Annotated in this window: 23 protein-coding genes; 6 read left to right on the top strand and 17 right to left on the bottom strand. The window is 70.6% G+C overall.

Annotated elements, in window-relative coordinates; all coding sequences use genetic code 11:
- The first annotated feature begins 30 nt into the window (after positions 1-30).
- Positions 31-816 carry an enoyl-CoA hydratase/isomerase family protein gene (locus tag ACFCVM_RS08385; protein ID WP_375835664.1) on the top strand — a complete coding sequence of 262 codons (786 nt, stop codon included), beginning with the start codon at positions 31-33 and terminating at the stop codon, positions 814-816.
- Positions 817-1,284: 468 nt separating this feature from the next.
- Here the strand turns inward: ACFCVM_RS08385 and mnhG are convergent, their stop codons facing one another.
- From mnhG to ACFCVM_RS08355, 6 genes are read right to left on the bottom strand one after another with little or no spacing between them, the layout of a single operon-like run.
- Complete coding sequence (mnhG, locus tag ACFCVM_RS08380; protein WP_375835663.1) at positions 1,285-1,632, bottom strand: monovalent cation/H(+) antiporter subunit G; 348 nt, start codon at positions 1,630-1,632, stop codon at positions 1,285-1,287.
- A complete protein-coding gene (locus ACFCVM_RS08375) occupies positions 1,629-1,901 on the bottom strand; it encodes a monovalent cation/H+ antiporter complex subunit F (protein WP_375835662.1) in 273 nt (90 codons plus the stop codon). The genes mnhG and ACFCVM_RS08375 overlap by 4 nt, the downstream gene beginning before the upstream one ends.
- On the bottom strand, positions 1,898-2,500 hold the full coding sequence (locus tag ACFCVM_RS08370) for a Na+/H+ antiporter subunit E (protein ID WP_375835661.1): 603 nt from the start codon (positions 2,498-2,500) through the stop codon (positions 1,898-1,900). Before ACFCVM_RS08370 ends, ACFCVM_RS08375 begins: the two co-directional genes overlap by 4 nt.
- Entirely contained in the window at positions 2,497-4,077 is a 1,581-nt protein-coding gene (locus ACFCVM_RS08365) for a Na+/H+ antiporter subunit D (protein ID WP_375835660.1), read from the bottom strand. The genes ACFCVM_RS08370 and ACFCVM_RS08365 overlap by 4 nt, the downstream gene beginning before the upstream one ends.
- The gene (locus ACFCVM_RS08360) at positions 4,074-4,589 is read right to left on the bottom strand and encodes a Na(+)/H(+) antiporter subunit C (RefSeq protein WP_375835659.1); all 516 of its coding nucleotides are present in this window, start codon (positions 4,587-4,589) and stop codon (positions 4,074-4,076) included. The genes ACFCVM_RS08365 and ACFCVM_RS08360 overlap by 4 nt, the downstream gene beginning before the upstream one ends.
- Positions 4,586-7,639, bottom strand: a complete 3,054-nt coding sequence (locus tag ACFCVM_RS08355) for a Na+/H+ antiporter subunit A (protein WP_375835658.1) — start codon at positions 7,637-7,639, stop codon at positions 4,586-4,588. Before ACFCVM_RS08355 ends, ACFCVM_RS08360 begins: the two co-directional genes overlap by 4 nt.
- A gap of 110 nt (positions 7,640-7,749) precedes the next feature.
- On the opposite strand from ACFCVM_RS08355, the gene ACFCVM_RS08350 reads away from it, so the two are divergent.
- Entirely contained in the window at positions 7,750-8,970 is a 1,221-nt protein-coding gene (locus ACFCVM_RS08350) for an AAA family ATPase (RefSeq protein ID WP_375835657.1), read from the top strand.
- A gap of 630 nt (positions 8,971-9,600) precedes the next feature.
- Here ACFCVM_RS08350 and ACFCVM_RS08345 read toward each other — a convergent pair.
- A complete protein-coding gene (locus ACFCVM_RS08345; protein ID WP_375835656.1) occupies positions 9,601-10,227 on the bottom strand; it encodes a response regulator in 627 nt (208 codons plus the stop codon).
- Positions 10,224-11,450, bottom strand: a complete 1,227-nt coding sequence (locus tag ACFCVM_RS08340; RefSeq protein ID WP_375835655.1) for a sensor histidine kinase — start codon at positions 11,448-11,450, stop codon at positions 10,224-10,226. The genes ACFCVM_RS08345 and ACFCVM_RS08340 overlap by 4 nt, the downstream gene beginning before the upstream one ends.
- A 148-nt stretch (positions 11,451-11,598) precedes the next feature.
- Between ACFCVM_RS08340 and ACFCVM_RS08335 the strand changes: the two genes are divergently transcribed.
- Both ACFCVM_RS08335 and ACFCVM_RS08330 read left to right on the top strand, forming a co-directional pair.
- Complete coding sequence (locus ACFCVM_RS08335) at positions 11,599-12,615, top strand: SMP-30/gluconolactonase/LRE family protein (protein ID WP_375835654.1); 1,017 nt, start codon at positions 11,599-11,601, stop codon at positions 12,613-12,615.
- Positions 12,616-12,746: 131 nt separating this feature from the next.
- Positions 12,747-13,355, top strand: coding sequence for an ankyrin repeat domain-containing protein (locus ACFCVM_RS08330; RefSeq protein ID WP_375835653.1), 609 nt, complete (start codon positions 12,747-12,749; stop codon positions 13,353-13,355).
- 67 nt (positions 13,356-13,422) lie between these two features.
- Here ACFCVM_RS08330 and ACFCVM_RS08325 read toward each other — a convergent pair whose 3' ends face one another.
- The 4 genes from ACFCVM_RS08325 to ACFCVM_RS08310 are packed head-to-tail and all read right to left on the bottom strand — an operon-like array spanning position 13,423 to position 18,187.
- Positions 13,423-14,127: an ABC transporter ATP-binding protein gene (locus ACFCVM_RS08325; protein ID WP_056011741.1), complete on the bottom strand. Its 705-nt coding sequence runs from the start codon at positions 14,125-14,127 to the stop codon at positions 13,423-13,425.
- Positions 14,124-16,112, bottom strand: coding sequence for an ATP-binding cassette domain-containing protein (locus ACFCVM_RS08320; protein WP_375835652.1), 1,989 nt, complete (start codon positions 16,110-16,112; stop codon positions 14,124-14,126). Before ACFCVM_RS08320 ends, ACFCVM_RS08325 begins: the two co-directional genes overlap by 4 nt.
- 1 nt (position 16,113) lies before the next feature.
- Positions 16,114-16,983 (bottom strand): branched-chain amino acid ABC transporter permease, encoded by an 870-nt coding sequence (locus ACFCVM_RS08315; RefSeq protein WP_074259791.1) that lies wholly within the window; start codon positions 16,981-16,983, stop codon positions 16,114-16,116.
- A gap of 10 nt (positions 16,984-16,993) precedes the next feature.
- The gene (locus tag ACFCVM_RS08310; protein ID WP_375835651.1) at positions 16,994-18,187 is read right to left on the bottom strand and encodes an ABC transporter substrate-binding protein; all 1,194 of its coding nucleotides are present in this window, start codon (positions 18,185-18,187) and stop codon (positions 16,994-16,996) included.
- Between the two features lie 243 nt (positions 18,188-18,430).
- Between ACFCVM_RS08310 and ACFCVM_RS08305 the strand changes: the two genes are divergently transcribed.
- The gene (locus ACFCVM_RS08305; RefSeq protein WP_375835650.1) at positions 18,431-19,273 is read left to right on the top strand and encodes a sulfurtransferase; all 843 of its coding nucleotides are present in this window, start codon (positions 18,431-18,433) and stop codon (positions 19,271-19,273) included.
- 4 nt (positions 19,274-19,277) lie between these two features.
- Here the strand turns inward: ACFCVM_RS08305 and ACFCVM_RS08300 are convergent, their stop codons facing one another.
- The 3 genes from ACFCVM_RS08300 to ACFCVM_RS08290 form a co-directional block, all read right to left on the bottom strand.
- Positions 19,278-20,054 (bottom strand): MerR family transcriptional regulator, encoded by a 777-nt coding sequence (locus ACFCVM_RS08300; protein ID WP_375835649.1) that lies wholly within the window; start codon positions 20,052-20,054, stop codon positions 19,278-19,280.
- 4 nt (positions 20,055-20,058) lie between these two features.
- Entirely contained in the window at positions 20,059-20,880 is an 822-nt protein-coding gene (locus tag ACFCVM_RS08295; RefSeq protein WP_375835648.1) for an alpha/beta fold hydrolase, read from the bottom strand.
- A 70-nt stretch (positions 20,881-20,950) separates the two neighbouring features.
- Complete coding sequence (locus ACFCVM_RS08290; protein WP_375835647.1) at positions 20,951-21,766, bottom strand: class I SAM-dependent methyltransferase; 816 nt, start codon at positions 21,764-21,766, stop codon at positions 20,951-20,953.
- Positions 21,767-22,058: 292 nt separating this feature from the next.
- Here ACFCVM_RS08290 and ACFCVM_RS08285 point away from each other — a divergent pair, with 292 nt between their 5' ends.
- Positions 22,059-23,015 carry an FKBP-type peptidyl-prolyl cis-trans isomerase gene (locus ACFCVM_RS08285; protein WP_375835646.1) on the top strand — a complete coding sequence of 319 codons (957 nt, stop codon included), beginning with the start codon at positions 22,059-22,061 and terminating at the stop codon, positions 23,013-23,015.
- A 59-nt stretch (positions 23,016-23,074) separates the two neighbouring features.
- Here the strand turns inward: ACFCVM_RS08285 and ACFCVM_RS08280 are convergent, their stop codons facing one another.
- Together ACFCVM_RS08280 and ACFCVM_RS08275 are read right to left on the bottom strand one after the other, a co-directional pair.
- Positions 23,075-23,968, bottom strand: coding sequence for an energy-coupling factor transporter transmembrane component T family protein (locus ACFCVM_RS08280; RefSeq protein WP_375835645.1), 894 nt, complete (start codon positions 23,966-23,968; stop codon positions 23,075-23,077).
- Positions 23,965-25,758 carry an ABC transporter ATP-binding protein gene (locus ACFCVM_RS08275; protein WP_375835644.1) on the bottom strand — a complete coding sequence of 598 codons (1,794 nt, stop codon included), beginning with the start codon at positions 25,756-25,758 and terminating at the stop codon, positions 23,965-23,967. Before ACFCVM_RS08275 ends, ACFCVM_RS08280 begins: the two co-directional genes overlap by 4 nt.
- Positions 25,759-25,892 lie beyond the last annotated feature (134 nt).

Here is a 25,892-nt window from a genome sequence, read left to right as displayed (position 1 = left end):
GGTCGACGGAGACCCGGGGAACGGAGCATCATGATCGAACTCACCGTGGCCGACGGCGTCGCCGAGGTCGTGCTGAACGCCCCCGAGAAGCTCAACGCGCTCGACGAAGCTGCGATCGGCGAGCTGGCCGCGGCCTACCTCGAGGCCGAACGGCTGGCGCAGACCGGCGACATCCGCGCGCTCGTGCTGCGCGGCGAGGGCCGGGCCTTCTGCGCCGGACGTGACATCTCGGGCGTCGACCCGCGCGAAGACGACGTGCTCGGCTACCTCGGCGGACTCGTCGAGCCGCTCCTGCAGCGCATGGCCGGCATCCCCGTGCCGACGTTCGCGGTCGCGCACGGCGCATGCCTCGGCGTGGGCCTCGGCCTGCTCATCGCCTCCGACATCGTCTACGTCGCCGACACCGCGAAGATCGGCTCCCCGTTCGCGAACCTCGGGGCGACGCTCGACTCGGGCGGACACGCCCTCTTCGTCGAGCGTCTCGGCGCGCACCGCACGATGGACCTCATCGTCACCGGCCGGCTCATGTCGGGTGCCGAAGCCGTCGCCGCGGGTCTGTTCTCCCAGGTCTTCGCCGCCGATGAGGTGACGGATGCCACCCGCGCTGCGGCCCGCGCCGCGGCATCCGGAGCGACCCAGGCGTTCGTCGCCTCGAAGCGGCTCGTCGCGGCCCTTCGCGATGACCGGCTCGGGCTCTGGGCGTCGATGTCCGAGGAGAACCGCGCGCAGGCCGCCCTCTGCGACACCGCCGACTACCGCGAGGGCTTCGCCGCGTTCCAGGAGAAGCGGAAGCCGGAGTTCACCGGCCGCGGCTGAGAGGGCGTGCCCGCCGCGTGCGTTCGGTGGAGTCCTGCTTGTCTCCCCCCGCATCTCCGACCGCCTTCCCGAAGCAGGGCGCCTTCCGTGAAGCGGCATCGCTTCCTTGAGGCGGGCCGCGCTTCCCTGACTCGGGTATGCCAGTTCCGCCTCATCGATGGGGCGGGCCGCTGTCCCGATTCGAGTGTGCCAGTTCCCCCTCATTGGTGAAGTGGGTCCGGCCCGGCTTACGGATGACTTGGCTCGGCCTTCCTGATTCGGGTGTGCCAGTTCCCCCTCATCGATGAGGCGGAACTGGCACACCCTGGATGGAACGGTCAGAGCCGGAGAGACGGCCCGAACTCGTCGATGAGAGTGCCGACGCGAGCTCAGGCCCGACGGGTTGAGAGCTCTGGCCCGACGGGTTCAGCGGAGCGGACGCGGCCCCGCCCAACTGAGCGACGCGAACTCCTGCGCCGCCCTCGATCGTCAGTGCTGGTCGTGCTCGGCGATGTCGCGATCGAGGTCGTCTTCGATGAGCAGATCGCGTCGCACGTGGTCGCTGCGGTAGGCCGACCGGCCGAGCATGTGCGCGGTCATCGGCTGGGTCAGCAGCTGGAACGTCATCACGAGCACGACCGTCGTCAGCACGCCCCACGTCGGCACCTGCACGACGATCGCGACGAGCACGGTCGCAAGCCCCAGCACCTGCGGCTTCGTCGCGGCGTGCAACCGCGTGAGCACGTCGGGGAACCGCACGATGCCGATGCCCGCGGCCATCGACAGGAACGCGCTCACGAGGATGAGGAGTCCGACGGCGATCTCGGCGGCGCTCACGATGCGTCCTGCTTCGCCATGAACCGTGCGATCGAGATGGAGCCCACGACAGCGAACATCGCGAGCACGAGCATGACCACGAGGGTGTCGGTGTGCTTGTTGATCGCCATCTCGGCGCCGAGCGCGCAGATCGCGATGGCGAGCAGCACGTCGGTCGCGAGTGCGCGGTCGAGGATCGACGGACCGCGGATGATGCGGTACACGGCGGCGAGCGCGCCGATGCCGAACATGACGCCTGCGAGCAGACTGACGATCTGGATGAAGGTCATGAGCCGGATCCCTTCGTCTGAGGGCGGAGCGCCCGGCGTTCGCGGCGGGCCTGGCGAACGGAGACCGCCTGGGCGTGCGTGCCGATCGCGAGCACGATGCGCTCTTCGGTGCCGAGCACGGCGCTGCGCACCCGATCGATGTCGGCCGGCGTGCGCGTGCCGAGGGCGTGCAGGTAGAGCAGACCCCGTTCGCGATCGATGTCGACGACGACGGTGCCGGGCACGACCGAGATCGCCTCGGCGGTCAGCGTCGTCACGAGGTCGGAGCGGGTGAGCAGCTGCACGGCGATGATCGAGTTCATCGGCTTCCACCGCGGGTCGATCGCGAGCACCGCGACCTGCAACGAGGCGACCGTGACGTCGAACATCATGCGCAGGCCGAGCAGCAGGCCCCGCCATGGGTTGAACCGGCCGCTGAGCAGCACGGGCGGCAGGTACAGCACGCGGGTCACGCCGATCGCGAGCAGGATGCCGGTCACCACCGTGAGCACGGTGACCTGGTCCCAGAGGAACACCCACAGGAAGACGAGGGCGACGAGCAGCGGCAACTGCCGCCAGACCGAGCGCCAGCGCGAGACATTCGCTGCGGCGTGCGTCATCGGATGCCTCCCGGGAAGACGAGGGACACGTACGCCCCGGCATCGAGGAGGTCCGCGGCGGCGCGCCCGGTGAGCTCGAAGAGGGGCCCGGCGAACACCGTGAGGCAGATCGTCACCATGACCAGTGCGCTCGTCGCGACGACCATGAGCACCGGAGTGGTGCGGGTCGCGGTGACCGTGGCGCCCTCGGGTGCCTCCAGCACCGACCCGAGCAGCACCGACTCGTAGCCCTCGAGTTCGCGCCGGCCGCGCCAGAACGCCATATTCCAGAAGCGCGTGAGCGCATAGAGCGTGATGAGCGAGGTGATGGCACCGGCGGCGATGACGATCCAGACGAGCCAGGCGTTGGCGGGGTCGGCCGCGGCCTCCTCGCCGCCCGCGAGGAAGAGCCCGGTCTTGCCGAGGAATCCCGAGAACGGCGGGATGCCGCCGAGGTTCAGGGCGGGGATGAAGAACAGCACGCCGAGCAGCGGCGATGCCTTCAGGAGGCCCGCGAGCCGATTGATGGAGGTCGCGCCACCGAAGCGCTCGATGAGGCCGGTGGTGAGGAACAGTGTCGTCTGCACGGTGATGTGGTGCACGACGTAGTAGATGGTTGCCGCGTAGCCGAGCTGCGAGCCGAGCGCGATGCCGAAGATCATGTAGCCGATGTGGCTCACGAGCGTGAACGAGAGCAATCGCTTGATGTCGGCCTGGGTCAGGGCGCCGAGGATGCCGATCAGCATGGTGAGCCCGCCGATCACCATGAGCAGCACCGTGACGTCGCTCTCGGTGAAGATCACGGTCTCGGTGCGGATGATCGCGTACACGCCGACCTTCGTCAGCAAGCCCGCGAACACCGCGGTGACCGGTGCCGGCGCCGTCGGATACGAGTCGGGCAGCCAGAACGACAGCGGGAAGACCGCGGCCTTGATACCGAAGGCGATGAGCAGCAGCAGGTGCAGCATGAGCTGCACTTCGCCGGGCAGCTCGGCGAGGCGCACCGAGAGCTGCGCGATGTTCACGGTGCCGGTCGCCCCGTAGATGAGGGCGATGGCGCTCAGGAAGAAGAGCGAGGAGACGAGGCTCACGATGATGTACGTGACGCCCGCGCGGATGCGCTCGCCCGTGCCGCCGAGGGTGAGCAGCACGTAGCTCGCTGACAGCAGGATCTCGAAGCCGACGTAGAGGTTGAACAGGTCGCCGGCGATGAACGCGTTGAAGACGCCCGCCGACAGGATCAGGTAACTCGGGTGGAAGATCGACACCGGCGTCTCGCGATGTTGATCGGCGATGCCCTGCCCGACCGAGTACACGAGCACGACGAGCAGCATGATCGCCGAGATGACGAGCATGATCGCCGACAGCCGGTCGACGACGAGGGTGATGCCCCACGGGGCATCCCACCCGCCGATGTAGACGACGGCCGGGCCGTTCGCGTCGACCGAGACGAGCAGCACCGCGGCGATCACGGTGACCGCGGCGAGCACGCCGAGGCTGACGGCCATCTGGGCGCGGCGGTGACGGCCGAGGATCAGCGCGCTGGCCGCGCCGAGCAGGGGCAGCAGCACGACGAGGGGAACGAGCACGGCGGTCATGGCTTGCCTCCCTCGTCTCGGTCGCGAGCGGATGCCTCGAGCTCGAGTTCCTCGATGAGGTCTTCGTCGGGCTCCTCATCGCTCGCGTCGATGAGGTCTTGGATGGCCTGGTCGTCGGCCGCCGAGCTGCGGATGAGGTCGGCCGCCTCCTCGGCGTCTTCGGCGATGTCCTCCTCGTCGTCGACGAGGTCGCCTTTCGCACCGAGCTGCGCGAGCCACCATGAACGGTAGATCAGGGCGAGCATGAAGGCCGTGATGCCGAGGTTGATGACGATGGCCGTGAGCACGAACGCCTGGGGGAGCGGGTCGGAGATCGCGTCGGAGTCGACGCCCTCGCCGAGGATCGGCGCGAGACCCGGCGCCCCGCTCATGAGGTAGATGAGGATGTTCACGGCGTTGCCCACGAGCAGGAACCCGATGAGCACCCGGGTGAGGCTGCGTTCGAGCATGATCGAGACGCCCGCGCCGAAGAGCACGGCCATGAGCACGACGAGGGTCAGTGAGGCGGTCATGGGCGGGCCTCCTCGGGTTCGGGCAGGCGGGCGCCGCCGCTGTACTCGGCGCCGTCGGCGTGCTCTGCACCTTCGCGGTGCTCTGCCGAGCCCTCGCCGTCACCGGTCGTGAAGTCGCCGTCGCCGTCGTCGGCCGTCTGGCGTTCCTCTTGACGGTCGACCTCGCCGCCGAGCGAACGCAGGATGTCGAGCACGAGGCCGACGACCACGAGGTAGACGCCGATGTCGAAGAGCGTCGAGGTGCCGATCGAGATCGTGCCGAGCAGCGGCACCTCGGTCTCGAACCAGGCGGACTCGAAGACCGGCCCGCCGAAGAGCAGCGAGCCCGCGGCGGTGCCGGCGGCGAGCAGCAGGCCCGTGCCGAGCAGTCGCCCCGCGTCGACGGGCGCCGCCTCGCCGAGTTCGTACCGGCCGCCGGCGAGATAGCGGGCGACGAGGGCGAGCCCCGCGAGCAGGCCGCCGGCGAAGCCGCCGCCTGGCGCGTTGTGCCCGACGAAGAGGAGGAACACCGACACGATGATCGCTGGGTGGAAGAGCAGGCGCACGAGCACCTCGATGAGGATCGAGCGGTTGCGCGGCGAGATCGTGCGGCCGGCGAGGAGCCACGTCTGCCGGGTCTCCGCGGCCTCGCCCGCGGCATCCGTCTCGCCCTCGGTGTCGGCGAGGCTCGTGCGGGGCGCGCGGATCGACCACGCGGGCTCGGGCACCGGTCGCAGCCGGTCGCGGCGGTTCACGAGCCCCTCGACGTGGTCGAGGCGCGGGGCGCCGCCCGTGCGGCCCGAGACGAAGATGAGGCTCGCGACGCCCGTGGCGACCGCGACGAGTACCGAGATCTCGCCGAGTGTGTCCCACGCGCGGATGTCGACGAGCATGACGTTCACGATGTTCTTGCCGTGCGCCTCGAGGGCGAGGGCGGGCAGGCCCTCTGCGATCGTCGGTTCGATGCGAGCGCCGAGCGCGACGAGGCCGAGCACGCCCATGACGATGCCGGCGAGGGCGCCGATGATGCCGCGCGCGAGCTTGTGCACCGGCGGGTTGCGCTGGGCGATCTGCTTCGGCAGGCGCCGCAGCACGAGCACGAAGACGACGAGCACGATCGTCTCGACGAGCGCCTGGGTGAGGGCGAGGTCGGGGGCGCCCGACATGCCGAAGAGCAGCACGAGCCCGTAGCCCGTGACGCTCACGAGCAGCACCGCGGTCATGCGCTGGCGCACCGTCGCGGCGGCGATCGCCGCGACCGCCATGACGAAGGCGAGGAACGGCTGGGCGGGGTAGTCCCACAGCCGGATCTCGCTCGGCCACGAGGTGTTCAGGATCGAGAGCGTGCCGAGGCCGCCGATGAAGACCGCGATGATGATCGCGAGATAGCCGGGCAGGCCCCGCGACTGGATGGTGGTCGTGACCGTCGCGGCGAGCCGGTCGACGACCGACACGATGCCGAGGTACCCCCGGGCCGAGTCGAGCACGGGTGCCACGGCGGCCTGGAGGCGGGCGACCCGCTGGCGGCCCCAGACGAGCAGGGCGCCGAGGGCGAACACGACCGCCGAGATCGCGAGGGCTGGCTCGAGACCGTGCCAGAGGGCGAGGTGGTAGTCGTGGCCGCCTGGCAGCTCGTCGGCGTAGGCCGTGAGGAGCGGCTCGATGAACGGGATCATGAACGCCGCGACGAAGCTGGCGGCGGCGAGGATGCCGGGTGCCACCGCGATCGCTGGGCTCGGGGCGTGAAGGGGGCAGTCCGCGACATCCTGCTTCGAGAAGAAGGCACCCCAGACGAAGCGCACCGAGTACGCGACCGTCAGCACCGAGCCGGCGAACGCCGCGATGAGCGAGAGCCACGCCCACCCGTCGCCCGCCGCGACCGCGTCGAGGAAGGCCGTGAACACCGCCTCCTTCGCGACGAAGCCGAGCAGCGGCGGCACACCGGCCATGGATGCCGCGGCGACGAAGCCGATCGTCGCGATCACGGGCATGCGCCGCCCGACCCCCGAGAGCTTGCGCCAGTCGCGCGTGCCGGCGGCGTGGTCGACGATGCCGACGACGAGGAAGAGGGTCGCCTTGAAGAGCGCGTGGGCGAGCAGTAGCGCGACGCCCGCGAGCGCTGCGTCGCGGGTGCCGAAGCCCGTGACCATGACGAGGAAGCCGAGCTGGCTGACGGTGCCGTAGGCGAGCAGCAGCTTGAGGTCGTACTGGCGCAGGGCGCGCCAGCCGCCGACGAGCATCGTGAGCGCGCCGAGCCCGATGACGATCGGGTGCCACACCTCGAGGTCGGCGTAGCCGGGAGCGAGACGGGCGACGAGGTACACGCCCGCCTTCACCATCGCGGCGGCGTGCAGGTAGGCGCTGACGGGGGTCGGCGCGGCCATCGCGGCCGGGAGCCAGAAGTGGAACGGTACGAGGGCACTCTTCGAGATCGCGCCGAGCAGCACGAGGGCGATCGCCCACTCGCCGGCTGCGCCCGTGACCGGGTGCGCGATGAGCTCGGAGAGCGAGGTGGTGCCGCCGTCGACGGCGAGGATCACGAGCCCGACGAGCATCGCGAGCCCGCCGAAGGTCGTGACGGTCAGCGCCTGCAGTGCGGCACCGCGGCTCTCTTTGCGACCCGTGTAGTGGCCGATGAGGAGGTACGAGAGCACGCTCGTCGCCTCCCAGAACGTGAACAGGATGAACACGTCGTCGGCGGTGACGAGACCGAACATGACGCCCGCGAAGGCGAGGAGGAGTGCCGCGAATCGGCCGAGGGCCGGCTCGTCGTCGGCGAAGTAGTGCATGCAGTAGAGCAGCACGAGGGCGCCGACGCCCGTGACGATGAGGGCGAGGAGCAGCGCGAGCGCGTCGAGGCGGAAGCTCAGGGCGATGTCGAGGGTCGGGATCCACGGGACGATCTCGACGACGGGGGTGCCGGCGAGCACGCCGGGCATCCAGGTGAGGAGCAGTACGAAGACGGCGGCGGGCAGCAACGCGATGACGGCGAACACCCGACGCCCGAGCCACTTCGTGAGCAGCGGCGTGACCAGGGCGAGCGCACCGAACAGGGCGAGGCTGAAGATCATTCACCCTCCTCGCGCTCGCACCGTCCACTCAGTCTATCTGCACGTCAAGTGTCTTTAGTCGATTTTATTGAACCTCGATAAAGTTTGGTAAAGGTTCTAAGATCGCCTGCATGGACAGCATCAGCAACCCCTACACGCCGAACGCCGGTGCTGCTCCCGAGATCGTCGTCGGCAGAGACGACCAACTCGATGCGTTCCGGGTGCTCCTGCGTCGGCTGGAACGCGGACGGACCGAGCAGTCCATGATCATCACGGGTCTGCGCGGCGTCGGCAAGACCGTGCTGCTCGGCCAGTTCATGGACATCGCGAGCGCGGCGCACTGGGAAGTCGTCGAGATCGAGGCCAGCAAGCACGACGACGCCCGGTTCCGGCAGTCGATGTTCTCGCAGCTGAAGGGTGCGCTCCTCCGACTCTCGCCGCGAGCCCGGTGGACTGAGCGGAGCCGGCGCGCCGCCGAGGTGCTGAGCGCGTTCGCGGTCTCGGTCGACCAGCAGGGCGCCTTCAGCGTGTCGTGGGATGTGCCGCCCGCAGAGGGGTCGGGCGACCACGGCGACCTCTCGATGGATCTCACCGACGTCTTCGTGGCGCTCGGCGAGGCCGCCGCCGAGCAGGGGCGCGGCGTCGCGCTGCTCATCGACGAGGTGCAGTTCCTCGGGCGTTCGCAGCTGGAGGCGCTCATCCAGGCCGTGCACAAGACGGTGCAGCGCAAACTCCCGATCACGTTCGTCGGTGCGGGCCTGCCGCAGATCGCCGAGCTCGCGGGCGATGCGAAGTCGTACGCTGAGCGCCTGTTCAAGTTTCCGCGCATCGGGTCGCTCACCGGTGACGATGCACGCAAGGCGCTCATCGAGCCCGCCCTCGTCGAGGGGGTCGTCTTCGACGACGACGCCGTCGATCTCGCCATCGAGATCACGCAGGGCTATCCGTACTTCATCCAGGAACTCGGCTACCAGGTCTGGGGTGTGGCCTCCGACGACCGGGTTCGTCGCGACGACGTGGATATCGCGAGGGAAGCATACGAAGCCAAGCTCGACGGATCCTTCTTCCGTGTGCGGCTCGATCGCACCACGCCGCTGCAGACCGCTTATCTGCGCGCGATGGCCGAGCTGGGTTCGGCTCCGCAGAAGGCATCGGATGTCGCGCGGGTAATGGGGCGCGAATCGACGCAGGTCGGCCCGACCCGCGCGGAGCTGATCGACATGGGGCTGCTCTATACGCCCGAGCACGGCTACGCCGCCTTCACCGTGCCCGACTTCGACCGGTTCATGCTCCGTGCGGTGCCCGAGCTGACCGTGCCCGAGGTGCAGAAGCGCAAGCCCCGTGACGCCTGATGAGTCGAAGCACAACAGCGATCAGCATTGGAAGAGCCGGCGTGGCGTCAGAGGCGTTGGTGCAGCGGATCGGGATACCTGTGCTGGTGGTCGGATGTGCGCTCCTCATCCTCCCGGTCGTCTACCGCCGTTCCCGTGTTCAACGGCGCGTTCTGCGACAGCGCGGCCTCGATGTTCTGTCTGAGGTCCAAGTCACCGCGAATGTGACCCGCACCCTCGCGCTCGTGCGCGATGAAAGCGGAGCTCCAAGCTATGCAGCAGGGCAACTGGCGCTGTGGCGACTTTCATTGGTGCGAACCGTGTCAGGTGTGACCTTGTACGACGGTTCTGCCGACCCGTATCCGGTCCTGGAGATCGATTGGTCGCAGATTGCGGACATCCGAGACTCACTGGTCTCCGACGGCCATGGATCGACTTGGTTCCATGGGTTCGTGATCGAGTTCATCGCTCAGGATCGCGTCTGCGTTCTGGATGTCCTTCCAGTCGGGCGTGGCCCTGGCGGCGCCTTCCCGCGAGGACGGCATCAGTCGCGAGGGCTCGCAGCACTCCTTCGAGACGCTGCGAAGCATCGTTTCGCAGAGGGCGTCGACGGAGTCGGCGACGAGGGGTAGTCGCGACCTTCGTCTATGGTCAGCGGCGGATGATGCGCCGCTCGATCGCGGCGGCGACGGCGCCGGCCCGGGTGTCGACGCCGAGCTTCGTGTAGATGTGCGAGAGGTGCGACTTCACCGTCGCCTCGGAGACGAACAGCTCCTTCGCCATCTCGCGGTTGCCGAGGCCGTGCGCCAGGAGCCCGAGCACGGCGACCTCGCGTTCGGTGACGACGGGGCCGGGCGACGCCGCGCGGCGCACGAGCGTGGCCGCGACGGAGGGCGCGAGCACCGTCTCGCCACGGGCGGTCGCCCGGATCCCGGCGAACAGCTCGGGCGCCGGGGCATCCTTCAGCAGGTAGCCGCTCGCCCCGGCATCGAGGGCGCGCAGGATGTCGGCCTCGGTGGCGTAGGTCGTGAGCACGAGCACGCGTGGCGGTTCGTCGAGCGTTCGCACCTCGGCGGTGACGGCGGCGCCGCCCGGGCCGTCGCCGAGGTCGAGATCCATCAGCACGACGTCGGGCCGGGTCGCAGCGACGACCGAGCGCGCCGTCGCGAGGTCGCGCGCCTCGCCGACGACTTCGAGATCGTCGGTGCCCGAGATGAGGGCGGAGAGTCCCGCGCGGACGACGGGATGGTCGTCGACGAGCACGACGCGCACGCTCATTCGCCCTCCAACGGCAGCTCGACCGACACGGTGGTGCCGTCGCCGGGGGAGCTCTCGATGAAGGCCCGCCCGCCGAGCCCGGCAGCACGGTCGAGGACGCCCTGCAGGCCGCGACCCCGCCCTGCGCGAGCCGGTTGCGGGGAGTTCGACGCCTCGGCGACCGAGTCGGCGTCGAAGCCCCGGCCGTCGTCGCGCACGTCGAGCCGCACTTCGTCGGGGAGGAAGGTCAGCGTGATCGCCACCCGATGGGCTCCGGAGTGCTCGAGTGCGTTCGCGAGCGCACCGCGGGCCGAGCGCAGCAGGGCGCCCGCGACGTCGGCGGCGAGCGGCACGGGGTCGCCGTGCACGTACAGGCCGATGTCGGGCCCCGCGCCCGGCCCTCCGGCCTCGTCGACGAGGCGCCGCAACGCCGTCGGCAGCGCCCCGCTCGAGGCGTCGTCGGCGAGTTCGACGGGCGGGAGCCCGTGCACCACCCGACGCACCTCCGCGAGTCCGTCTCGAGCCGTCGCGGCCGCCACGCCGACATGGGCGCGCGCGAGATCGGGTCGCCGATCCCAGTCCTGCTCGGTCGCCGCGAGCAGCAGCGTGATGCTCGCCAGCCGCTGCCCGACGGAGTCGTGGATCTCGCGCGAGAGCCGCTGGCGTTCCGCGAGCGCGCCGGCTCGGTGCTGCGCCTGCAGCAGCTCGCGCTGCGCATCGGTCAGCTCGTCGAGCAGCGCCTGCCGCGCGGCCGACTCGCGCTGCAGCGCGCGGTAGACGAGCACGGTCACGAGCGCGATGCCGATCGGACCGGCGATCACGGTGGGGTCCACGCCTTCGGCGATGCGCAGTTCTGCGGCGGTGACGAGCGCCGTCATGAGCACGACGACGGTCAGCGCGCCGCGGAACGGCAGCACTTGCAGCACGGCGAACCCGAGCGGCACGGCGCACCAGGCGAACGAGGGGGCCGCGAGCGTCAGGAGCGCCCAGAGCACGGTGACCGTGACGACCCATGCGGTGGGCCACCACGAGCGCGTGGGCAGGAGCGGCCGAAGCGAGTACGCGACCGTGAGCAGCGCCGCGCCCGTGAGCACGAGCACGCCGTCGGCGCCGAGGCCGTGGCGTTCGAGATACCGCACCGCCGAGGTGACGACGAGCACGATGAACACGAGCGCCAGCCAGCGGTCGAGTCGGGCCACGGGCGCGAGGATGCCGCGGACCCCGGTCTGGTCGGAAACGGACATGATCGCCCAGCCTAGGCACGGCTCCACTCGACCGGCATCATCCGATCGGCTATCCGATGGCAGCCGATCTCCCGACGCCGGCCACCATCGTGCCGGCGGAGGCTGAAGGGGCACGCCGAGACACGGCGCACCAGAGATGGGGAGATCCATGAAGCGCATCATCGCAACCGCGCTCGCCGCAGCGAGCCTCGCCGTCGGAATCACGACGGCGACCGTCACCACGGGAGCCGACCAGGCGTCCGCCGCCGAACGCGGCGGCCAGGGCCACGGCCACGGTCAGAGCCAGGGCCGCCCCGACCGGTACGTCCTCCCGGGAGACGCGGCGGGCTCCCGTTTCGAGGGCATCGGCGTCGACGAACGCCGGAGCCTGTTCTACGTGAGCGAGGTCACCGGAGGCGAGATCCACCGCGGGAGTGCGCGCGACGCGCAGGCCGAGGAGTGGCTCGCGGGCGACGGCACCGACGGCAGGTACACCGCCCGCGGCGTCACCGTCGACCCGGCCGGAAACGTCTACATCGCCGGCGGTCCGAACGGCATCGGCAACCCCGACCGCCCCGACCTGTGGGTGTACTCGCACGACGGCGAGCTCCTCGCCGCGCTGCGCGTCCCCGGCACTCCCGACGCCTTCCTCAACGACGTCGCGATCGGGCACGACGGCGCCGCCTACTTCACCAATTCGAACGACCCGCAGATCTTCCGTGTCGCCCCGGCGGGCGACAGCTGGTCGGCAGAACTGTGGGCGGATGCCTCCGGCACGATCGATCGCGTCGCGGGCTTCAACCTCGGCGGCATCGTGCTCTCGGCCGACCGCAGCGCGTTCATCGTCGCGCAGGGCAACACGGGAGCGCTGTGGCGCTTCGCCACGGCCGATGGCTCGGTCTCCGCGATCGACACGCAGGGCGCCGACCTCGTGAACGCCGACGGCCTCGTGCGACAGGGCAACGAACTCACCGTCATCCGCAACTTCTCGAAGATGGTCGCGACGATGCGGGTCTCGGCCGATGGCGACAGCGTGCGCCGGATCACGCAGCGGGCGAGCGACCCCGACCGCGTCTACACGACGGCGAAGATGCTGAACGGTCGCCTGCTCGCGGTCGACAGCAAGTTCGACGAGCAGCCGGCGCCCTCCGGTCCGTACGACGTCGTCGGGTCGCCGTGGGGCTGACCCGTCGTCGACGTGCCGCCGCCGTCACGATCGCGGTCGCGACGGCGCTGCTGGTCGCCGCGTGCACGGCGCAGACCGACGCGCGCACCGGCCCGACGACCCCACCCGCACCGTCACGAGAGGATGTACGGATGACCGAGACCCAGACCCCCCAGTTGCCGGACCCCGACGGCACACTGCTCGCTGCCGCGGCCACCGGCGACACCGCGACGATCGACCTCGCGATCAGCGCGGGCGCCGACCTCGAAGCGCGCGACGAGCGGCAGCGCACGGCGCTGCTGCTCGCCGTCACCGGCGACCACGTCGAGGCCGCGAAGTCGCTCGTCACCGCGGGTGCCGACCCCGACGCGCTCGACGACCGTCACGACACCCCGTGGCTCGTGACGGGTGTCACGGGTAGCGTCGCAATGGCCGAGGTGCTGCTGCCCGCGAGCCCCGACTTCACGATCGTCAACCGCTACGGCGGCATCTCGGTCATCCCCGCGGGCGAGCGCGCCCACGTCGAGTACCTGCAGCGCGTGCTGCAGACCGACATCGACGTGAACCACGTGAACAACCTGGGCTGGACGTCGCTGCTCGAGGCCGTGATCCTCGGCGACGGCGGGCCGCGCCATCAGGAGACCGTGCGGGTGCTGCTCGAGGGCGGCGCGGACCGCACGATCGCCGACCGCGACGGCGTCACCCCGCTCGAGCACGCCCGCGCGAAGGGCTACGACGAGATCGTCGCCCTGCTCGACTGAGAACGCGGAACGGCGGATGCCCCGCGTGTGCGAGGCATCCGCCGTTTCGTCAACCGGCTCGAAGCCGTCAGGCCGCAGCTCCGCCCAGGTAGGCGTTGCGCACCTCGGGCAGCTCGACGAGCTCGGCCGGCGTGCCCTCGAGCACGACCCGGCCGCGCTGCATGACGACCGCGCGATCGGCGATGCCGAACGAGGCGCGCACGTTCTGCTCGACGAGCAGCACCGCCATGCCGCGACCGCGCAGCTCGGTGAGCACCTTCATGATCTCGGCCACGACCTTCGGCGCGAGCCCGATCGAGGGCTCGTCGAGCATGATCGCCTTCGGCGAGGCCATGAGGCCCCGGCCGATCGCGACCATCTGCTGCTCGCCGCCCGAGAGCGTGCCAGCCGCCTGGCCGAGCCTCGGCTGAAGGCGCGGGAACAGCTCGAGCACGGCGGCGAGGTCGCCCTTGCCGCCGCGGCTCCATGCGCCGAGCATGAGGTTGTCGCGCACCGAGAGCGTCGGGAAGCACAGGCGGTTCTCGGGCACATGGGTGAGCCCGAGCGACGCCATCTTCTCGGTCGGCTTGCCGGTGATGTCGACTCCGTCGATCGTGACGGTGCCCGCGGTCGGGCGGATGAGGCCGTTGAGCGCACGCAACAGCGTCGTCTTGCCGGCGCCGTTGGACCCGACGACGGTGACGATCTCGCCCGGCGCCACCGAGAGGCTCACCTCGTGGAGGATCGCGAGCTTGCCGTAGCCCGCATCGAGGCGGTCGACTGCGAGGGTCATGACTCCAGCTCCTTCAGCTCGGCCTCGGCCTCTTCGGCATCGGTGCCGAGGTAGGCCACGATGACCGCCGGATCGTTTCGCACGGACTCGGGGTCGCCGTGCGCGATGAGCACGCCGTCGTCGAGCACCGCGACCGAGTCGGCGAGCGCCATCACCTGGGCGACGTCGTGCTCGACGAGCACGATCGTGAGCCCGGCGTCGCGCAGCGCCCGCAGGAGCTGCGCGAGCAGCTCGCGCTCGCTGCCCGAGAGCCCGGCCATGGGCTCGTCGAGCAGCAGCAGGGCAGGCTCGGCGGCGAGCGCCCGGCACACCTCCATCATGCGCTGACGGCCGAACGGCAGGTCGCCGGCGGCGAGGCCCGCGACGTCGCCGAGGCGCATCGAATCGAGGATGTCGCGGGCGATCTCCTCGTGGGCGTACTGCTCGCGACCCTGGAGTCCGAACATGCCGCGGAGGATGCCGGCCCGGCCCTTGCGGTACCGGCCCATGTACACGTTGCCGACGACGTCGGTCGACGAGAACACCTGCAGGTTCTGGAACGTGCGGGTGAGCCCGGCTTCCGCGCCGACGTGCGGCTTGCGTCCCTGGATCTCCTCGCCGAGGAAGCGCACCGTGCCCGAGGTCGGCGCGATCGCGCCCGTGATCATGTTGAAGCACGTCGTCTTGCCCGCGCCGTTCGGCCCGATGAGGCCCATGATCTGCCCGGCGGGCACCGTGAGCGTCACGTCGTCGACGGCGACCACCCCGCCGTAGCGCTTCGTGAGGCCAGACACCACGAGGATCGGCTCGCCCGCGGCGACCGGCGTCGAGACGGTCGGGATCCGGGCGTCGGATGCCGCGGCATCCGATGACTCGACTGCGGCTGCACCGGCCGGAGCCTCGCCCGGAAGCCCGCCGAAGGCGCGCGTGGGCACGTCGCCCGACCCGCCGTCGGCGGAGGCCGAGGGGGAGGGTTTCGCCGGGGCATCCGCTCGCCGTCTCGTGATCGCAGCCCATGCCGACTTGACCACCTGGTAGAGACCGCCCGGCAGCAGGATGATCACGAGGATCAGCACGAGGCCGTAGCCGATGAGCTGCACCTCGCCCGTCGCGCCCGGGATGATCGCGGGGATCAGGTCGCGGAGGCCCTCGGAGAGCAGCTCCACGAGGAACGCGCCGGCGACCGCGCCCCAGACCGACCCGAGTCCGCCGAGGACGACCATCAGCAGCAGCTCGACCGAGACGTGGAACTCGGCGACCTGCGGCGAGACGATCTGCACCTGGTAGGCGTAGAAGACGCCGCCGAGGCCGGCGAAGCCCGCCGAAAGCGTGAAGACCTTCACGCGGAGGGCGTAGGTGTTCACGCCGAGCGACTCGGCGGCGAGCTCGGAGTCGTTGACCGCCGAGAGTGCTCGGCCCGCCCGCGAGCGGGTGAGGTTCAGCGCGAGCACGAGGCCGATGAGCACGAACGGCGCGACGAACCAGAAGAACAGTCCGTTGTTGTCGATCGGCACGCCGAAGACCTCGGGCCTGCCGTAGCCGTAGATGCCCGTCGTGCGCCCGGTGAACTCCCACTCGCGCACCGCGATCATGACGATGAAGCCGAGCCCGAGCGTCGCGAGCGCGAGGTAGTGACCGCGCAAGCGCAGCATCGGCAGGCCGATGAGGAGCGCCGCGAGCATGGCCGCTGCCACGCCGCCGGCCGCGGCGACGGGGCCGGGCAGCTCGAACTTCTGCAGCAGGATCGCGTGGGTGTACGCGCCGATCGCGAAGAACGCCGCCTGGCCGAGGCTCACTTGGCCGGCGAGGCCCATGAGCAGCGACAGACCGATCGCGGGCAGCGCGAAGATCATCGAGAAGACGGCGATATTCATCATCGACGAGCTCGCCGTGAACGGAATGATCGCGATGACCACCGCGAACGCCGCGACGCCGAGGATCGTGCCGCGATTGTTGGGCCAGAAGCCGGTCTTCGACCGCATCGCGGCCTTGTTCAGGTAGGACATCTCAGACCCTCACGGCGTTCGGGCGCAGCACGAGGCCGGCCGGTCGGATGATCAGCACGATGATGAGGATGAAGAACGCGACCGCATCCTTCCAACCGGATGCCACGTAGCCGGCGACGTACGACTCGATGATGCCGAGCAGCAGCGCGCCGACGATCGCGGCCCGGAACGAGACGAGCCCGCCGAGCACGGCGGCCACGAAGCCCTTGAGCCCGAGCAGCAGGCCGCCCGACCAGATCGAGAGGTAGATCGGCGAGCTGACCACGCCCGCAGTCGCGCCCACGAATCCGGCGATCGCGAAGGCGATGACCGAGGCCACCGCCGGCGAGATGCCGACGATGCGCGCCGCGACCGGCTGCTCGGCGCTCGCGCGCAGCGCCTTGCCCCATCGGGTCTTCTCGTAGAAGAGCAGCACGCCGCCGCCGACGACCACGAGGGCGCCCAGCATCCAGAGCTCCTGCGAGCGGATGCTGACGCCGCCGAGGGTGAGGTCGCTGCCGGGGAAGGCCGGCAGGCGCTTCGCCTCCGCGCCCCAGATGAGGAGCATGATCGCCTGGAGCAGCGTCGAGACGCCGAGGGTCAGGATGATCGAGACGAGCGTCGTGAGGTTCTTCACGCGCGCGATGACGAGGCGCTCGATGAGCACCGAGGCGAGCGTCACCGAGATGAGCGCGATGAGGATGGCGACGGGCAGCGGCAGGCCGGCCGTGACGAGCGAGATGCTGCCGAGGCCGGCCAGCGTCGCGTAGTCGCCCTGGGCGATGTTCACGACGTGGCGCACGGTGTAGGTGGCGATGAGGCCGACGGCGAGCAGGGCGTACACGGACCCCTGTGAGAGCCCTGCCACCGTCAGCTGGAGGAAGTCGATCAACGGATGCCGCTCACTCTTCGTAGAGGGTCCAGCGGCCGCCCTCGGCGAGCGCCATGATGAGCGCGTCCGCGGTGAGGCCCGAGTGGTTCTCCGGGGTCATCGTGAAGATGCCCGAGATGCCGACGAGGTCGGTCGTCGACTCGATCGCGTCGCGGAGTGCCTGCGGCTCGGTGCCTGCGGCCTCGAGCGCCTTGGTGCCGACGAGCCACGCGTCGTAGGCGTGACCCGCGAAGCTCGACGGCGCGCTGCCGAACGCTTCGGTGTAGTCGGCGATGAACTGGTCGATGACCGGCTTCTGGGGGTCGTCGTCGCTGAGCTCGTCGGCGACCAGCAGGCGGCCCATCGGCGCGATGACGCCGTCGGCTGCGGGGCCTGCGGCCTCGAAGAACGCGTCGTTGGCGACGCCGTGCGACTGGTAGACCGGCTTGTTCACGCCGAGCTGCACGTAGGCGGCCTGGGCGAGGCCGGCCGACGGGGTGATGCCCCAGATGATGACGGCGTCGGCGTCGGCGGCGCGGATGTTCGTCATCTGCGCGGTGAAGTCGGTCGCGCTCGGCTCGAAGGCCTCGGTCGCGGTGAGGGTGATGCCGCGCTCCTCGCCGAGCTCGGTGATGATGTCGGCGATGCCCTCGCCGAAGCCCGTGGCGTCGCGCACGAGGGCGACCTTGGTGTAGCCCTTCGATTCGGCGTCGTCGAGGATGCGCTCGAGCACGACGAGGTCGTTCTGCGCGGTCTTGAAGACCCATTCGGAGCCGTCGACGATCGCGGCGTTCGCGGCGACTGAGATCGTCGGCACCTGTGCCGCCTCGACGAGCGGGCGCATCGCGAGCGAGGGGCCGGTGCGCGAGGAGCCGATGATGAGATCGACGTCGTCGTTCTCGATGAGCTGGGTGGTGGCCTTGGCCGCGCCGTCTTCGGTGGACTGGTTGTCCTTGATGATCAGCTCGACCTCGCGGCCGTCGATGCCGCCGTCGGCGTTCAGCTGCTCGGCCAGCATGTTGAGGGTGTTCTGCTCGGGAACGCCGAGGTTCGCGCCGACGCCCGTGATGTCGAGCACGGCGCCGATCTTGATGGGCCCGTCTTCGGAGGCGGCGTCACCGCCGGAATCGCCGCCGAAGTTCGAGGCGCCGCACCCGGTCAGGGCGAGTGCGATGGATGCCGCGACCGCGGCGGGGAGGAGCGGACGGCGCTGTGCACGGTGCATTGGGTGAACTCTCCTTTGAGCCCTCACGGGTTCTCGTCATTGAGTAGGGATTCATGACCGACCATTCGGTCACTATTTCAACTCCCTCGAAGATACGGTGCGTAACCTTGCATCCGCAAGGCGGCGTTCTGCATCGGAGACACGGATGTTGCGCGCAGAACGACCGCACGGGCCGCATTCGTGTCAGACGGGGTGAGCATTTCGCCCGTCAGCGGGCCCGGCCGGGCGAGGCAGGATGGAGGCATGCCGATTCTCATCACCGCCGAAGAGCTCGCCGCCCGCCTCGCCTCGGGGGAGCGCACGGTCGTGCTCGATGTGCGCTGGTCGCTCGCCGAGCCCGACGGCACCGACGCGTACCGCGCGGGCCACATCCCGGGCGCCGTGTACGTCGACCTCGACCACGAGCTCGCCGACCACGGAGTGACCGGGCAGGGGCGGCATCCGCTGCCGACCGAGGCGGCCTTCACCCGGGCGATGCGGCGCTGGGGGCTGCGCGACGGCGATGTCGTCGTCGTGATGGACGACCTCGGCAACCAGTCCTCAGCGCGGGCGTGGTGGTTGCTCCGGCATGCCGGCGTCCCCGACGTGCGCATGCTCGACGGCGGCCTCGCAGCATGGCGGGCGGCGGGGCATCCGCTCGAGACCGGCGACGTCACGCCCGAGACCGGCGACGCGACCGCCCGATTCGGCGGGATGCCCGTGATCGGCATCGACGAGGCCGCCGTGTTCCCGGGCGCCGGCGTGCTGCTCGACGCCCGCGCTGCGCCCCGCTACCGCGGGGAGGTCGAGCCGATCGATCCCCGGGCCGGTCACATCCCCGGAGCGCGGTCCGCGCCGAGCGGCGAGAACCTCGACGCCGACGGCCGCTTCAAGTCGGCCGAGGCGCTGCGCGAGCACTTCGCGAGCGTGGGTGCCGTCGGAGGAGCGTCCGTCGCCGCCTTCTGCGGATCCGGCGTCACCGCCGCGCACGAGGTCGCCGCGCTCGCGATCGCCGGCATCGATGCGGCGCTCTACCCCGGCTCGTGGAGTCAGTGGTCGAACGACGAGACCCGCCCGGTCGCCACTGGGGTCTCGCCGGCCGAGTAGCGGGTCACTCGCGCGGCACTGGCACGCCCGCGGCCCGGAGCCTGGCCTCGGTGAGCGCAGTCAGCCTGGTCGAGATCGGCGCCTGAACCTCGCCGTGGTTGTTGATCAGCGCGTACTTGGTCGACGCGTCGATCCAGGCGCGCATGATGTCGGGATCCCCCATCAGGGCCGGGTTGGCGAGGTAGAGGTCGGCGGTGGCGATCGCGAGTTCCTCGATGCGCGGGTCGTTCTGATCCCATCCCTCCGCCTCCCAGCCGCGCTTCGTCAGTTCGACGTAGTCGGCGTCGTCGAGCCGGAGCTCGAGCTGGGTCAGGAAGCCGTCGAAGCCGCCCGGCAGCAGTGCCCGGGCCAGCACCAGTCCCTCGCGTTGGCCGGCGACGTACTCGGTGTCGAACCCGAGATCGCGCATCCTGTCGAGCACCGCGCAGGCGCGGTCGGGCAGCAACGCGCGGTCGCCGTCGGCGAGCCGATGCAGCGTGTCGCGGCGGGTGATCAGATCCGCGATCCGATCGTTCAACCGTCGCTCGACGTCGGCGATGGCGGCCGCGAACTGCCCGGCGTCCGCGTCGAGCAGTGCACCGATCTCAGCGAGCGGCACACCGGCGGTCGCAAGGGTCCGAACCTGGACCAGCCGCAGCAGTTCCTCCGATCCGTAGCGCCGGTATCCCGAGCTGTCTCGTCGTGGTTCGTCGACCAGCCCGAGCCGGTGGTAGTGCCGCACGGTCTTCACCGTGACCTCGGCGTATGCCGCCGCCTGCCCGATCGCGAGTCCGCCCATCATGCGTTCAGCGACCCTGCCGCTCGAGGGCGGCGACCTCGCGCACGGCCGCCGCGACGGCGGGGGAGTCCTTTCGAAGGATGCTGCCGTGGTTGCTGGAGACCTTCGCGCTCACCTTCAGATTCGGGTTGCTGGCCAGCAGCGGGTCGAGGGCCTTGCGCATCTGCTCCTGCAGGTCATCGCGACTGCCGACCGCCTCGCCCGAGGCGACGACATAGCGTACGGGGACGGTCAGGCCGTCGAGGGTCGGCCCGAGGGCTGCGTGCAGCAGGTGGGACTCGATGGCGAGCTCCGCATGCGTCTCGGCGGAGAATCGCGCCGCCAGACCCAGCGGCCGAGCCAACGGCATCATCGGCTTCATCCGGCGGAACACCGCCCTGATCTCCTCGTGGCCGGCCTCGTCGGTCCAGCCGACGGGGTAGGGGCCGTCCACGCCCACCACGCCCAACGCGCGGTCCGGGTTCCGGCTCGCCCAGTGCACGCCCAGCAGGGCCCCGTAGGACCAGCCCACCAGCAGGGGCCGGTCGACGCCTCTCGCTTCGAGGACGGCGTCGATGTCGCGCACGCACGCCTCGAACGAGTAGTCGGCGGAGCGCTCCGACCCGCCGCGGGCCCGCTCGTCGAAGGTGATGTGGCGCAGGTTCGGACCGAGGTCGGCGATGACGCGTCGCCAGTGCCGCTTCGACGCGTAGGAGCCGTTCAGGTAGACCACGGGGATGCCGGGTCCACCCGTGTCGGTGACCGCCAGGGCGGTGTCGTCGACCGGCACCATGCCGGTCCAGGTCGTGTCGGCCGACTTCTTGGAATCAGTGGAATTCGTCGTGTTCATGTCGTCAGCGTGCACCCTGACCTCGGGTCAAGGTCAACACGCGATTTCGACATGTTCGAGATCGACACGCCTATGCCGGACGCTGACCGATCGCGATGAGCGTCGTCACGTCGATGGAGGGCACGCCGCGCGCTTCGATCGCCGCGAGGAATCGCTTCCGCACCTTCGCGACCGCTGGAGCGCCGAGGCCGCCGAGCATGAAGCGCAGCGCGGTGCCCTCGACGAGCGTCCACGACAGCTCGGGCGTCAGGTCGAGGTGGCGCTGCACCGTGTGCGCCCGCACTCCCGCGAGACCGAGACCTGTAAGCCACTGCGCGAGGCTGCCGGCCGTGTCGATCGATTCGAGGCCGGCTGCGCGCGGCACGGCCTCGTCGAGGGACGCGCCGCCATCGGGCAGCGCCTCGGCGAGCAGTTCGGGCAGCGGCTCGAACGCACCCCGCGCCCACACCGTGATCGCGAACCTCCCGCCGGGACGGGCGCGTTCGATCAGGTGGCGGGTGCCGGCGTCGAGATCGGCGAAGTGGAAGACGCCGAGCACGCACTGCACGAGGTCGTACCCAGTGGGTTCCCACGTCGTGACGTCGGCGACGTGCAGCCGGAGCTGCGGCATCCGCTCGCCCGCTCGCTCTCGCGCCACGTCGACGAGCGGCTCGGCGAAATCGACCGCATCGACGACGCCGCCCGGGCCCACGAGTTCAGCGGTCGGCAGGGCGGATGCCCCGTCGCCGCAGCACGCGTCGAGCACGAGCTCATCGAACCGCGGGTGCGCCCTCGCCACCGCAGCCGTCGAGATCGGATTCCACAATGCGTCGTCGAGCTCGATGGATGCCGCGGCCGCAGCCGCGAATCCTCCAGCGAGATCAGGTTCCCCCAACTTGTCCCCCATCCGCCCATTGTGGCCCTGATCGGCCCCCAAGGCGCGGATCCCGGGCGGCTCGCCCGGGATGTGGCGCTGTGCGGTGAGGCCCCCAAGGCGCGGATCCCGGGCGGCTCGCCCGGGATGTGGCGCTGTGCGGTGAGGCCCCCAAGGCGCGGATCCCGGGCGGCTCGCCCGGAGAAGGGCCACCGCGCAGGCGGCGCAGATCGTGCGGAATCCGTGACCATGGACTCAGGCAATCGAAAGCCGAACGGTGCAGACTGGAGGAATTCCACCCCTGATCGAAACGAGTCGTCCTCCCATGAACCGTGCCATGCGCCGTGCCGCGCCCCTCGCGCTCGCCTCCGCGACCGCCCTGCTCCTCGCCGGTTGCGCCGGCGGCTCGGAGCCCGAAGCGACGAAGACGCCCGAAGCCGCCGCGTGCATGGACGTCAAGGCCGGCGAGCTCAGCGACGGCGTGAAGGTCGAAGGCGAGTTCGCCGGAACGCCGACCGCCACGTTCACCACCCCGCTCGAGGCCGACGAGCTCGAGCGCACGATCGCCATCGAGGGCGACGGCGATGAGACCGCGGCCGGCGACCCCATGAACGTCGTCGTGACGGCGTTCTCGGGCACGAGCGGTGAGACGCTCTTCTCGCAGCCGACCACGATCTCGGTCGGCGACGAGCAGGTCTTCGAGTCGTTCCTGGCCGGCATCGACTGCGTGCCCGTGGGCTCGCGTACCGTGACGATCGCCCCGGCCTCGACGCTCTACGGCGATACCGGCAACGAGACCATCGGCGTCGCGGCGGGTGAGACCGTCGTCATCGTCGTCGACATCGTCGAGGTGCAGGAGCCGTTGACGCCCGGCAAGTGGACTGAGAACGTGCCCGACGTGAAGTTCGGCGCCGAGGGCGAAGCCCCGACCGTCACCCTGCCCGACACCGAGCCGTCGACCGAGCTGCAGATGAAGGTGCTCGAAGAGGGCGACGGCGCCGAGGTGCAGGCCGGCGACAGCGTCACCGTGCAGTACCAGGGCACGAGCTGGACCACCGGCGAGATCTTCGACCAGAGCTACGGCGGCAACGCCGCGACCTTCACGACCGACGGCGTCATCCAGGGCTTCGGCGCCGCGCTCGTCGGCCAGAAGGTCGGCACCAAGCTCATCGTGACCATCCCGCCGGAGTACGCGTACGGCACGGATGCCGCGGCGCACGAGCTCGGCGGGCAGACCCTCGTCTTCCTCGTGGAGATCGAGGGCACCGAAGCCGCGAGCTAGCAGGTGACACGAAGGGCCGGACGGGAGACCGTCCGGCCCTTCGTCGTTCGTCGGAGCGCTCAGCGGCCCCAGGTCAGCACGGCGATGACGATGCTCACCGCGAGGAAGCACGCCACGAACACCGTGTCGCGCACTCGCCACGGCGAGAAGTGCCGCTCGGTGCGCGTGCGGTGCGCGCCGAAGGCACGGGCGTCCATCGCGAGGGCGACGCGTTCGGCGTGCCGGATCGCGGAGGCGAGCAGCGGCACGATGTAGCCGAGCGCCCGTCGCAAGGCGGCGATCGGCCCGCGCCCGACATCCGTGCCTCGCACGCGGTGGGCGGCTCGGATGATCTCGAGTTCGTGGCCGAAGCGCGGCACGAAGCGCAGCGCGGCGAGTGCGGTGTAGCCGAGGCGGTACGGAACGCGCAGGTTCTGCACCATCGAACGCACGAACTCGGTGCCGGTCGAGGTGACGCCCGCGATGAGCGAGAGCAGCAGGATCGCGAGGATCCGGAGTCCGGTCGCGAAGCCCACGATGTAGGCGGCGAGGGTGAAGTCCCAGTCGCCGATCGAGACGAGGGTGACGGATGCCGCGGGGTGATCGGCGACGCTCGACGGATCGATCCACACGCCGAACGTGACGCCGAGCACGAGCGCCGCGATCGGGATGCCGACGAGCAGCGCCGCGATCGCGCGGCCGGGCAGTCGAGCGCCGATGAGCAGCACGGCCGCCGCGAACACGATGAAGGCGAGCGGCAGCGCGATGCCGCGGCTGAACATGACGACGACCATCACCGGCAGGGGCGCGGCGAGCTTCGCGAGCGGGTTCAGGGCGTACAAGAACCGGTTGGGACGCTGCGTACGGTGCTCGGCGAAGGGGTCGAGGGCAGCGGATGCCGCGTGCTCGCGATCTTCCGAAGTCGCCGCACCGAGCTCGGGGGAGAGCGCGCCGCCCTCGTGCGCCGCGCTCACGATGCCGCCGCCTTCGAGGAGACGGGGAGCTGCGACATCCGTGTCACCGCATGCCAGGCGGTGTGCCGCGCGAGACCGCGGGTGGCCCGGGCGAGCGGCGGGTGGCGCAGGCCGGCCTGCTCGACGAGCGGGCCGGAGAGCACCTCGACGGTGGGGCCGACGCCGAGGAGGCGCCCGCTGTCCATGACGGCGATGTGACTCGCGTAGTCGGCGACGAGCTGCAGGTCGTGGGTGACGACGAGCACGGTGGTGCCGTCGTCGTTCAGCGCGCGGAGCATGTCCAGCAGCTCGGAGGCGCGGGCCCGATCCTGCCCGAACGTCGGCTCGTCGAGGGCGAGCACCGGAGCACCGGCGATGAGCGCGGTCCCGACCGAGAGGCGCCGCTTCTGCCCGCCCGAGAGGAGGAACGGGTGCTGATCGCGGAGCGCCTCGAGGCCGAAGCGCGCCAGCATGGCCTCGACGCGCGGCGCAGCGTCGGCCTCGGAGACGCCCTGCAGGTGCAGGCCCTGAGCGAGCTCCTCGGCCACCGTCGGCGCGATGAACTGGTGCTCGGGATTCTGGAAGACGAAGCCGATGCGCCGGGCGCGTTCGCGGGCGGCGCAGCGCGCCGGGTCGACGCCGAGCACGTCGACGGTGCCGCGGGGCGCGGGGATCACGCCGGCGAGCGCCTGCAGCAGCGAGGTCTTGCCCGCGCCGTTCGTGCCGACGATCGCGACGAAGTCGCCCGCCGACACGTCGAGGTCGACGCCCTCGACGACGATCGGCCCGCGGCGACCACCGCGACGCACCGAGAGGTCGCGGGCACGGATCGCGGTCTCGCCGATGACGGCGATCGCGCCGGTCGACCCGGTCGCCGGGCCGATCGAGAGCGTCGGCCGCGGTGACAGGGCGGTCGAGCGCACCGGCGACGACTCGCTGAGCGGTGCGGGGAGCGAGGGCAGCGCATCGAGCGCCGCCGCCAGCTCGGCGGGCGTGAGGGGGAGCGGTTCGAGCACGATGCCCGCGTCGCGCAGCCGCATCGCCGCGAGCGTCGAGACGGGCAGCCAGACCCCGAGGGCGACGAGTTCGTCGGCGCGCTCCCGCAGCACCTCGCGAGCCGGGCCGTCGATCACGAGGCGCCCGCTCGCATCGAGCACGATCACCCGGTCGACGAGGTCGACGGCGGCGTCGAGGTTGTGCTCGACGAGCACGACCGCGTGGTCGCGCTCGCTCGCGAGTTCGCGGAGCACCGCGTAGACCTCGTCGATGCCGGCGGGGTCGAGGTTCGCCGTCGGTTCGTCGAGCACGAGCACCGGGGCGGCCATCGCGAGCGCGCAGGCGATCGCGAGGCGCTGGCGCCCGCCGCCCGAGAGCGTGTCGGGGTTCTCGCTGCGGCGGTCCCAGAGGCCGACGAGCTTCAGCGCGCGCTCGGCGCGTTCGAGCACCTCGGATGCCTCGACGAGCTGGTTCTCGGGCGCGAAGCACACCTCGTCGAGCACCGTGCCGGTGACGATCTGCGCGTCGGGGTCCTGGAAGACCATCGCGACGTGCTCGCTCAGCACGCCGACCGGGTGCTCGCTCGTGTCGAGGCCCGCGACGCGCACCGTGCCCTCGAGGGCGGCCGGCACCGCATGCGGCACGAGCCCGTCGAGCGCGAGGGTCAGCGTCGACTTGCCGCACCCGCTCGGGCCGAGCAGCAGCACGACCTCGCCGCGGGCGACCTCGAACGAGACGTCGACAGGGGTCGCGACCTCGGCGCCCTCGTGGCGGATGCTCACGCGGTCGAGTGCGAGGAGTGGTGCTGGGGGCATGGCTGGGCCTGGGCGAGGTGGAGTGGTCGGACGGCCCGCGACGCGGCATCCGCAGTGCTTAGGAAAGCCTAACCTCGCACCGTGCATGTTCCGGTTCGACGCTCGCGGCGACCTCGACGGCCCGCCGGCCGCCG

This window comes from Agromyces sp. NPDC056389, from assembly GCF_042262385.1.
Classification (GTDB): domain Bacteria; phylum Actinomycetota; class Actinomycetes; order Actinomycetales; family Microbacteriaceae; genus Agromyces.
Note: the sequence above shows the minus strand (reverse complement) of the source record. Positions and strands in the feature narration are given on the sequence as shown.

Coding starts and splice junctions, on each gene's coding strand:
- ACFCVM_RS08290 (WP_375835647.1), bottom strand. CDS start 21,766: ATGGGGGACAAGTTGGGGGAACCTGATCTCGCTGGAGGATTCGCGGCT.
- ACFCVM_RS08385 (WP_375835664.1), top strand. CDS start 31: ATGATCGAACTCACCGTGGCCGACGGCGTCGCCGAGGTCGTGCTGAAC.
- ACFCVM_RS08375 (WP_375835662.1), bottom strand. CDS start 1,901: ATGACCTTCATCCAGATCGTCAGTCTGCTCGCAGGCGTCATGTTCGGC.
- ACFCVM_RS08300 (WP_375835649.1), bottom strand. CDS start 20,054: ATGATGGGCGGACTCGCGATCGGGCAGGCGGCGGCATACGCCGAGGTC.
- ACFCVM_RS08355 (WP_375835658.1), bottom strand. CDS start 7,639: ATGATCTTCAGCCTCGCCCTGTTCGGTGCGCTCGCCCTGGTCACGCCG.
- ACFCVM_RS08310 (WP_375835651.1), bottom strand. CDS start 18,187: ATGCACCGTGCACAGCGCCGTCCGCTCCTCCCCGCCGCGGTCGCGGCA.
- ACFCVM_RS08320 (WP_375835652.1), bottom strand. CDS start 16,112: ATGTCCTACCTGAACAAGGCCGCGATGCGGTCGAAGACCGGCTTCTGG.
- ACFCVM_RS08285 (WP_375835646.1), top strand. CDS start 22,059: ATGAACCGTGCCATGCGCCGTGCCGCGCCCCTCGCGCTCGCCTCCGCG.
- ACFCVM_RS08275 (WP_375835644.1), bottom strand. CDS start 25,758: ATGCCCCCAGCACCACTCCTCGCACTCGACCGCGTGAGCATCCGCCAC.
- ACFCVM_RS08340 (WP_375835655.1), bottom strand. CDS start 11,450: ATGTCCGTTTCCGACCAGACCGGGGTCCGCGGCATCCTCGCGCCCGTG.
- ACFCVM_RS08295 (WP_375835648.1), bottom strand. CDS start 20,880: ATGAACACGACGAATTCCACTGATTCCAAGAAGTCGGCCGACACGACC.
- ACFCVM_RS08350 (WP_375835657.1), top strand. CDS start 7,750: ATGGACAGCATCAGCAACCCCTACACGCCGAACGCCGGTGCTGCTCCC.
- ACFCVM_RS08360 (WP_375835659.1), bottom strand. CDS start 4,589: ATGACCGCCTCACTGACCCTCGTCGTGCTCATGGCCGTGCTCTTCGGC.
- ACFCVM_RS08305 (WP_375835650.1), top strand. CDS start 18,431: ATGCCGATTCTCATCACCGCCGAAGAGCTCGCCGCCCGCCTCGCCTCG.
- ACFCVM_RS08370 (WP_375835661.1), bottom strand. CDS start 2,500: ATGACGCACGCCGCAGCGAATGTCTCGCGCTGGCGCTCGGTCTGGCGG.
- ACFCVM_RS08325 (WP_056011741.1), bottom strand. CDS start 14,127: ATGACCCTCGCAGTCGACCGCCTCGATGCGGGCTACGGCAAGCTCGCG.
- ACFCVM_RS08345 (WP_375835656.1), bottom strand. CDS start 10,227: ATGAGCGTGCGCGTCGTGCTCGTCGACGACCATCCCGTCGTCCGCGCG.
- ACFCVM_RS08365 (WP_375835660.1), bottom strand. CDS start 4,077: ATGACCGCCGTGCTCGTTCCCCTCGTCGTGCTGCTGCCCCTGCTCGGC.
- ACFCVM_RS08330 (WP_375835653.1), top strand. CDS start 12,747: ATGACCGAGACCCAGACCCCCCAGTTGCCGGACCCCGACGGCACACTG.
- ACFCVM_RS08335 (WP_375835654.1), top strand. CDS start 11,599: ATGAAGCGCATCATCGCAACCGCGCTCGCCGCAGCGAGCCTCGCCGTC.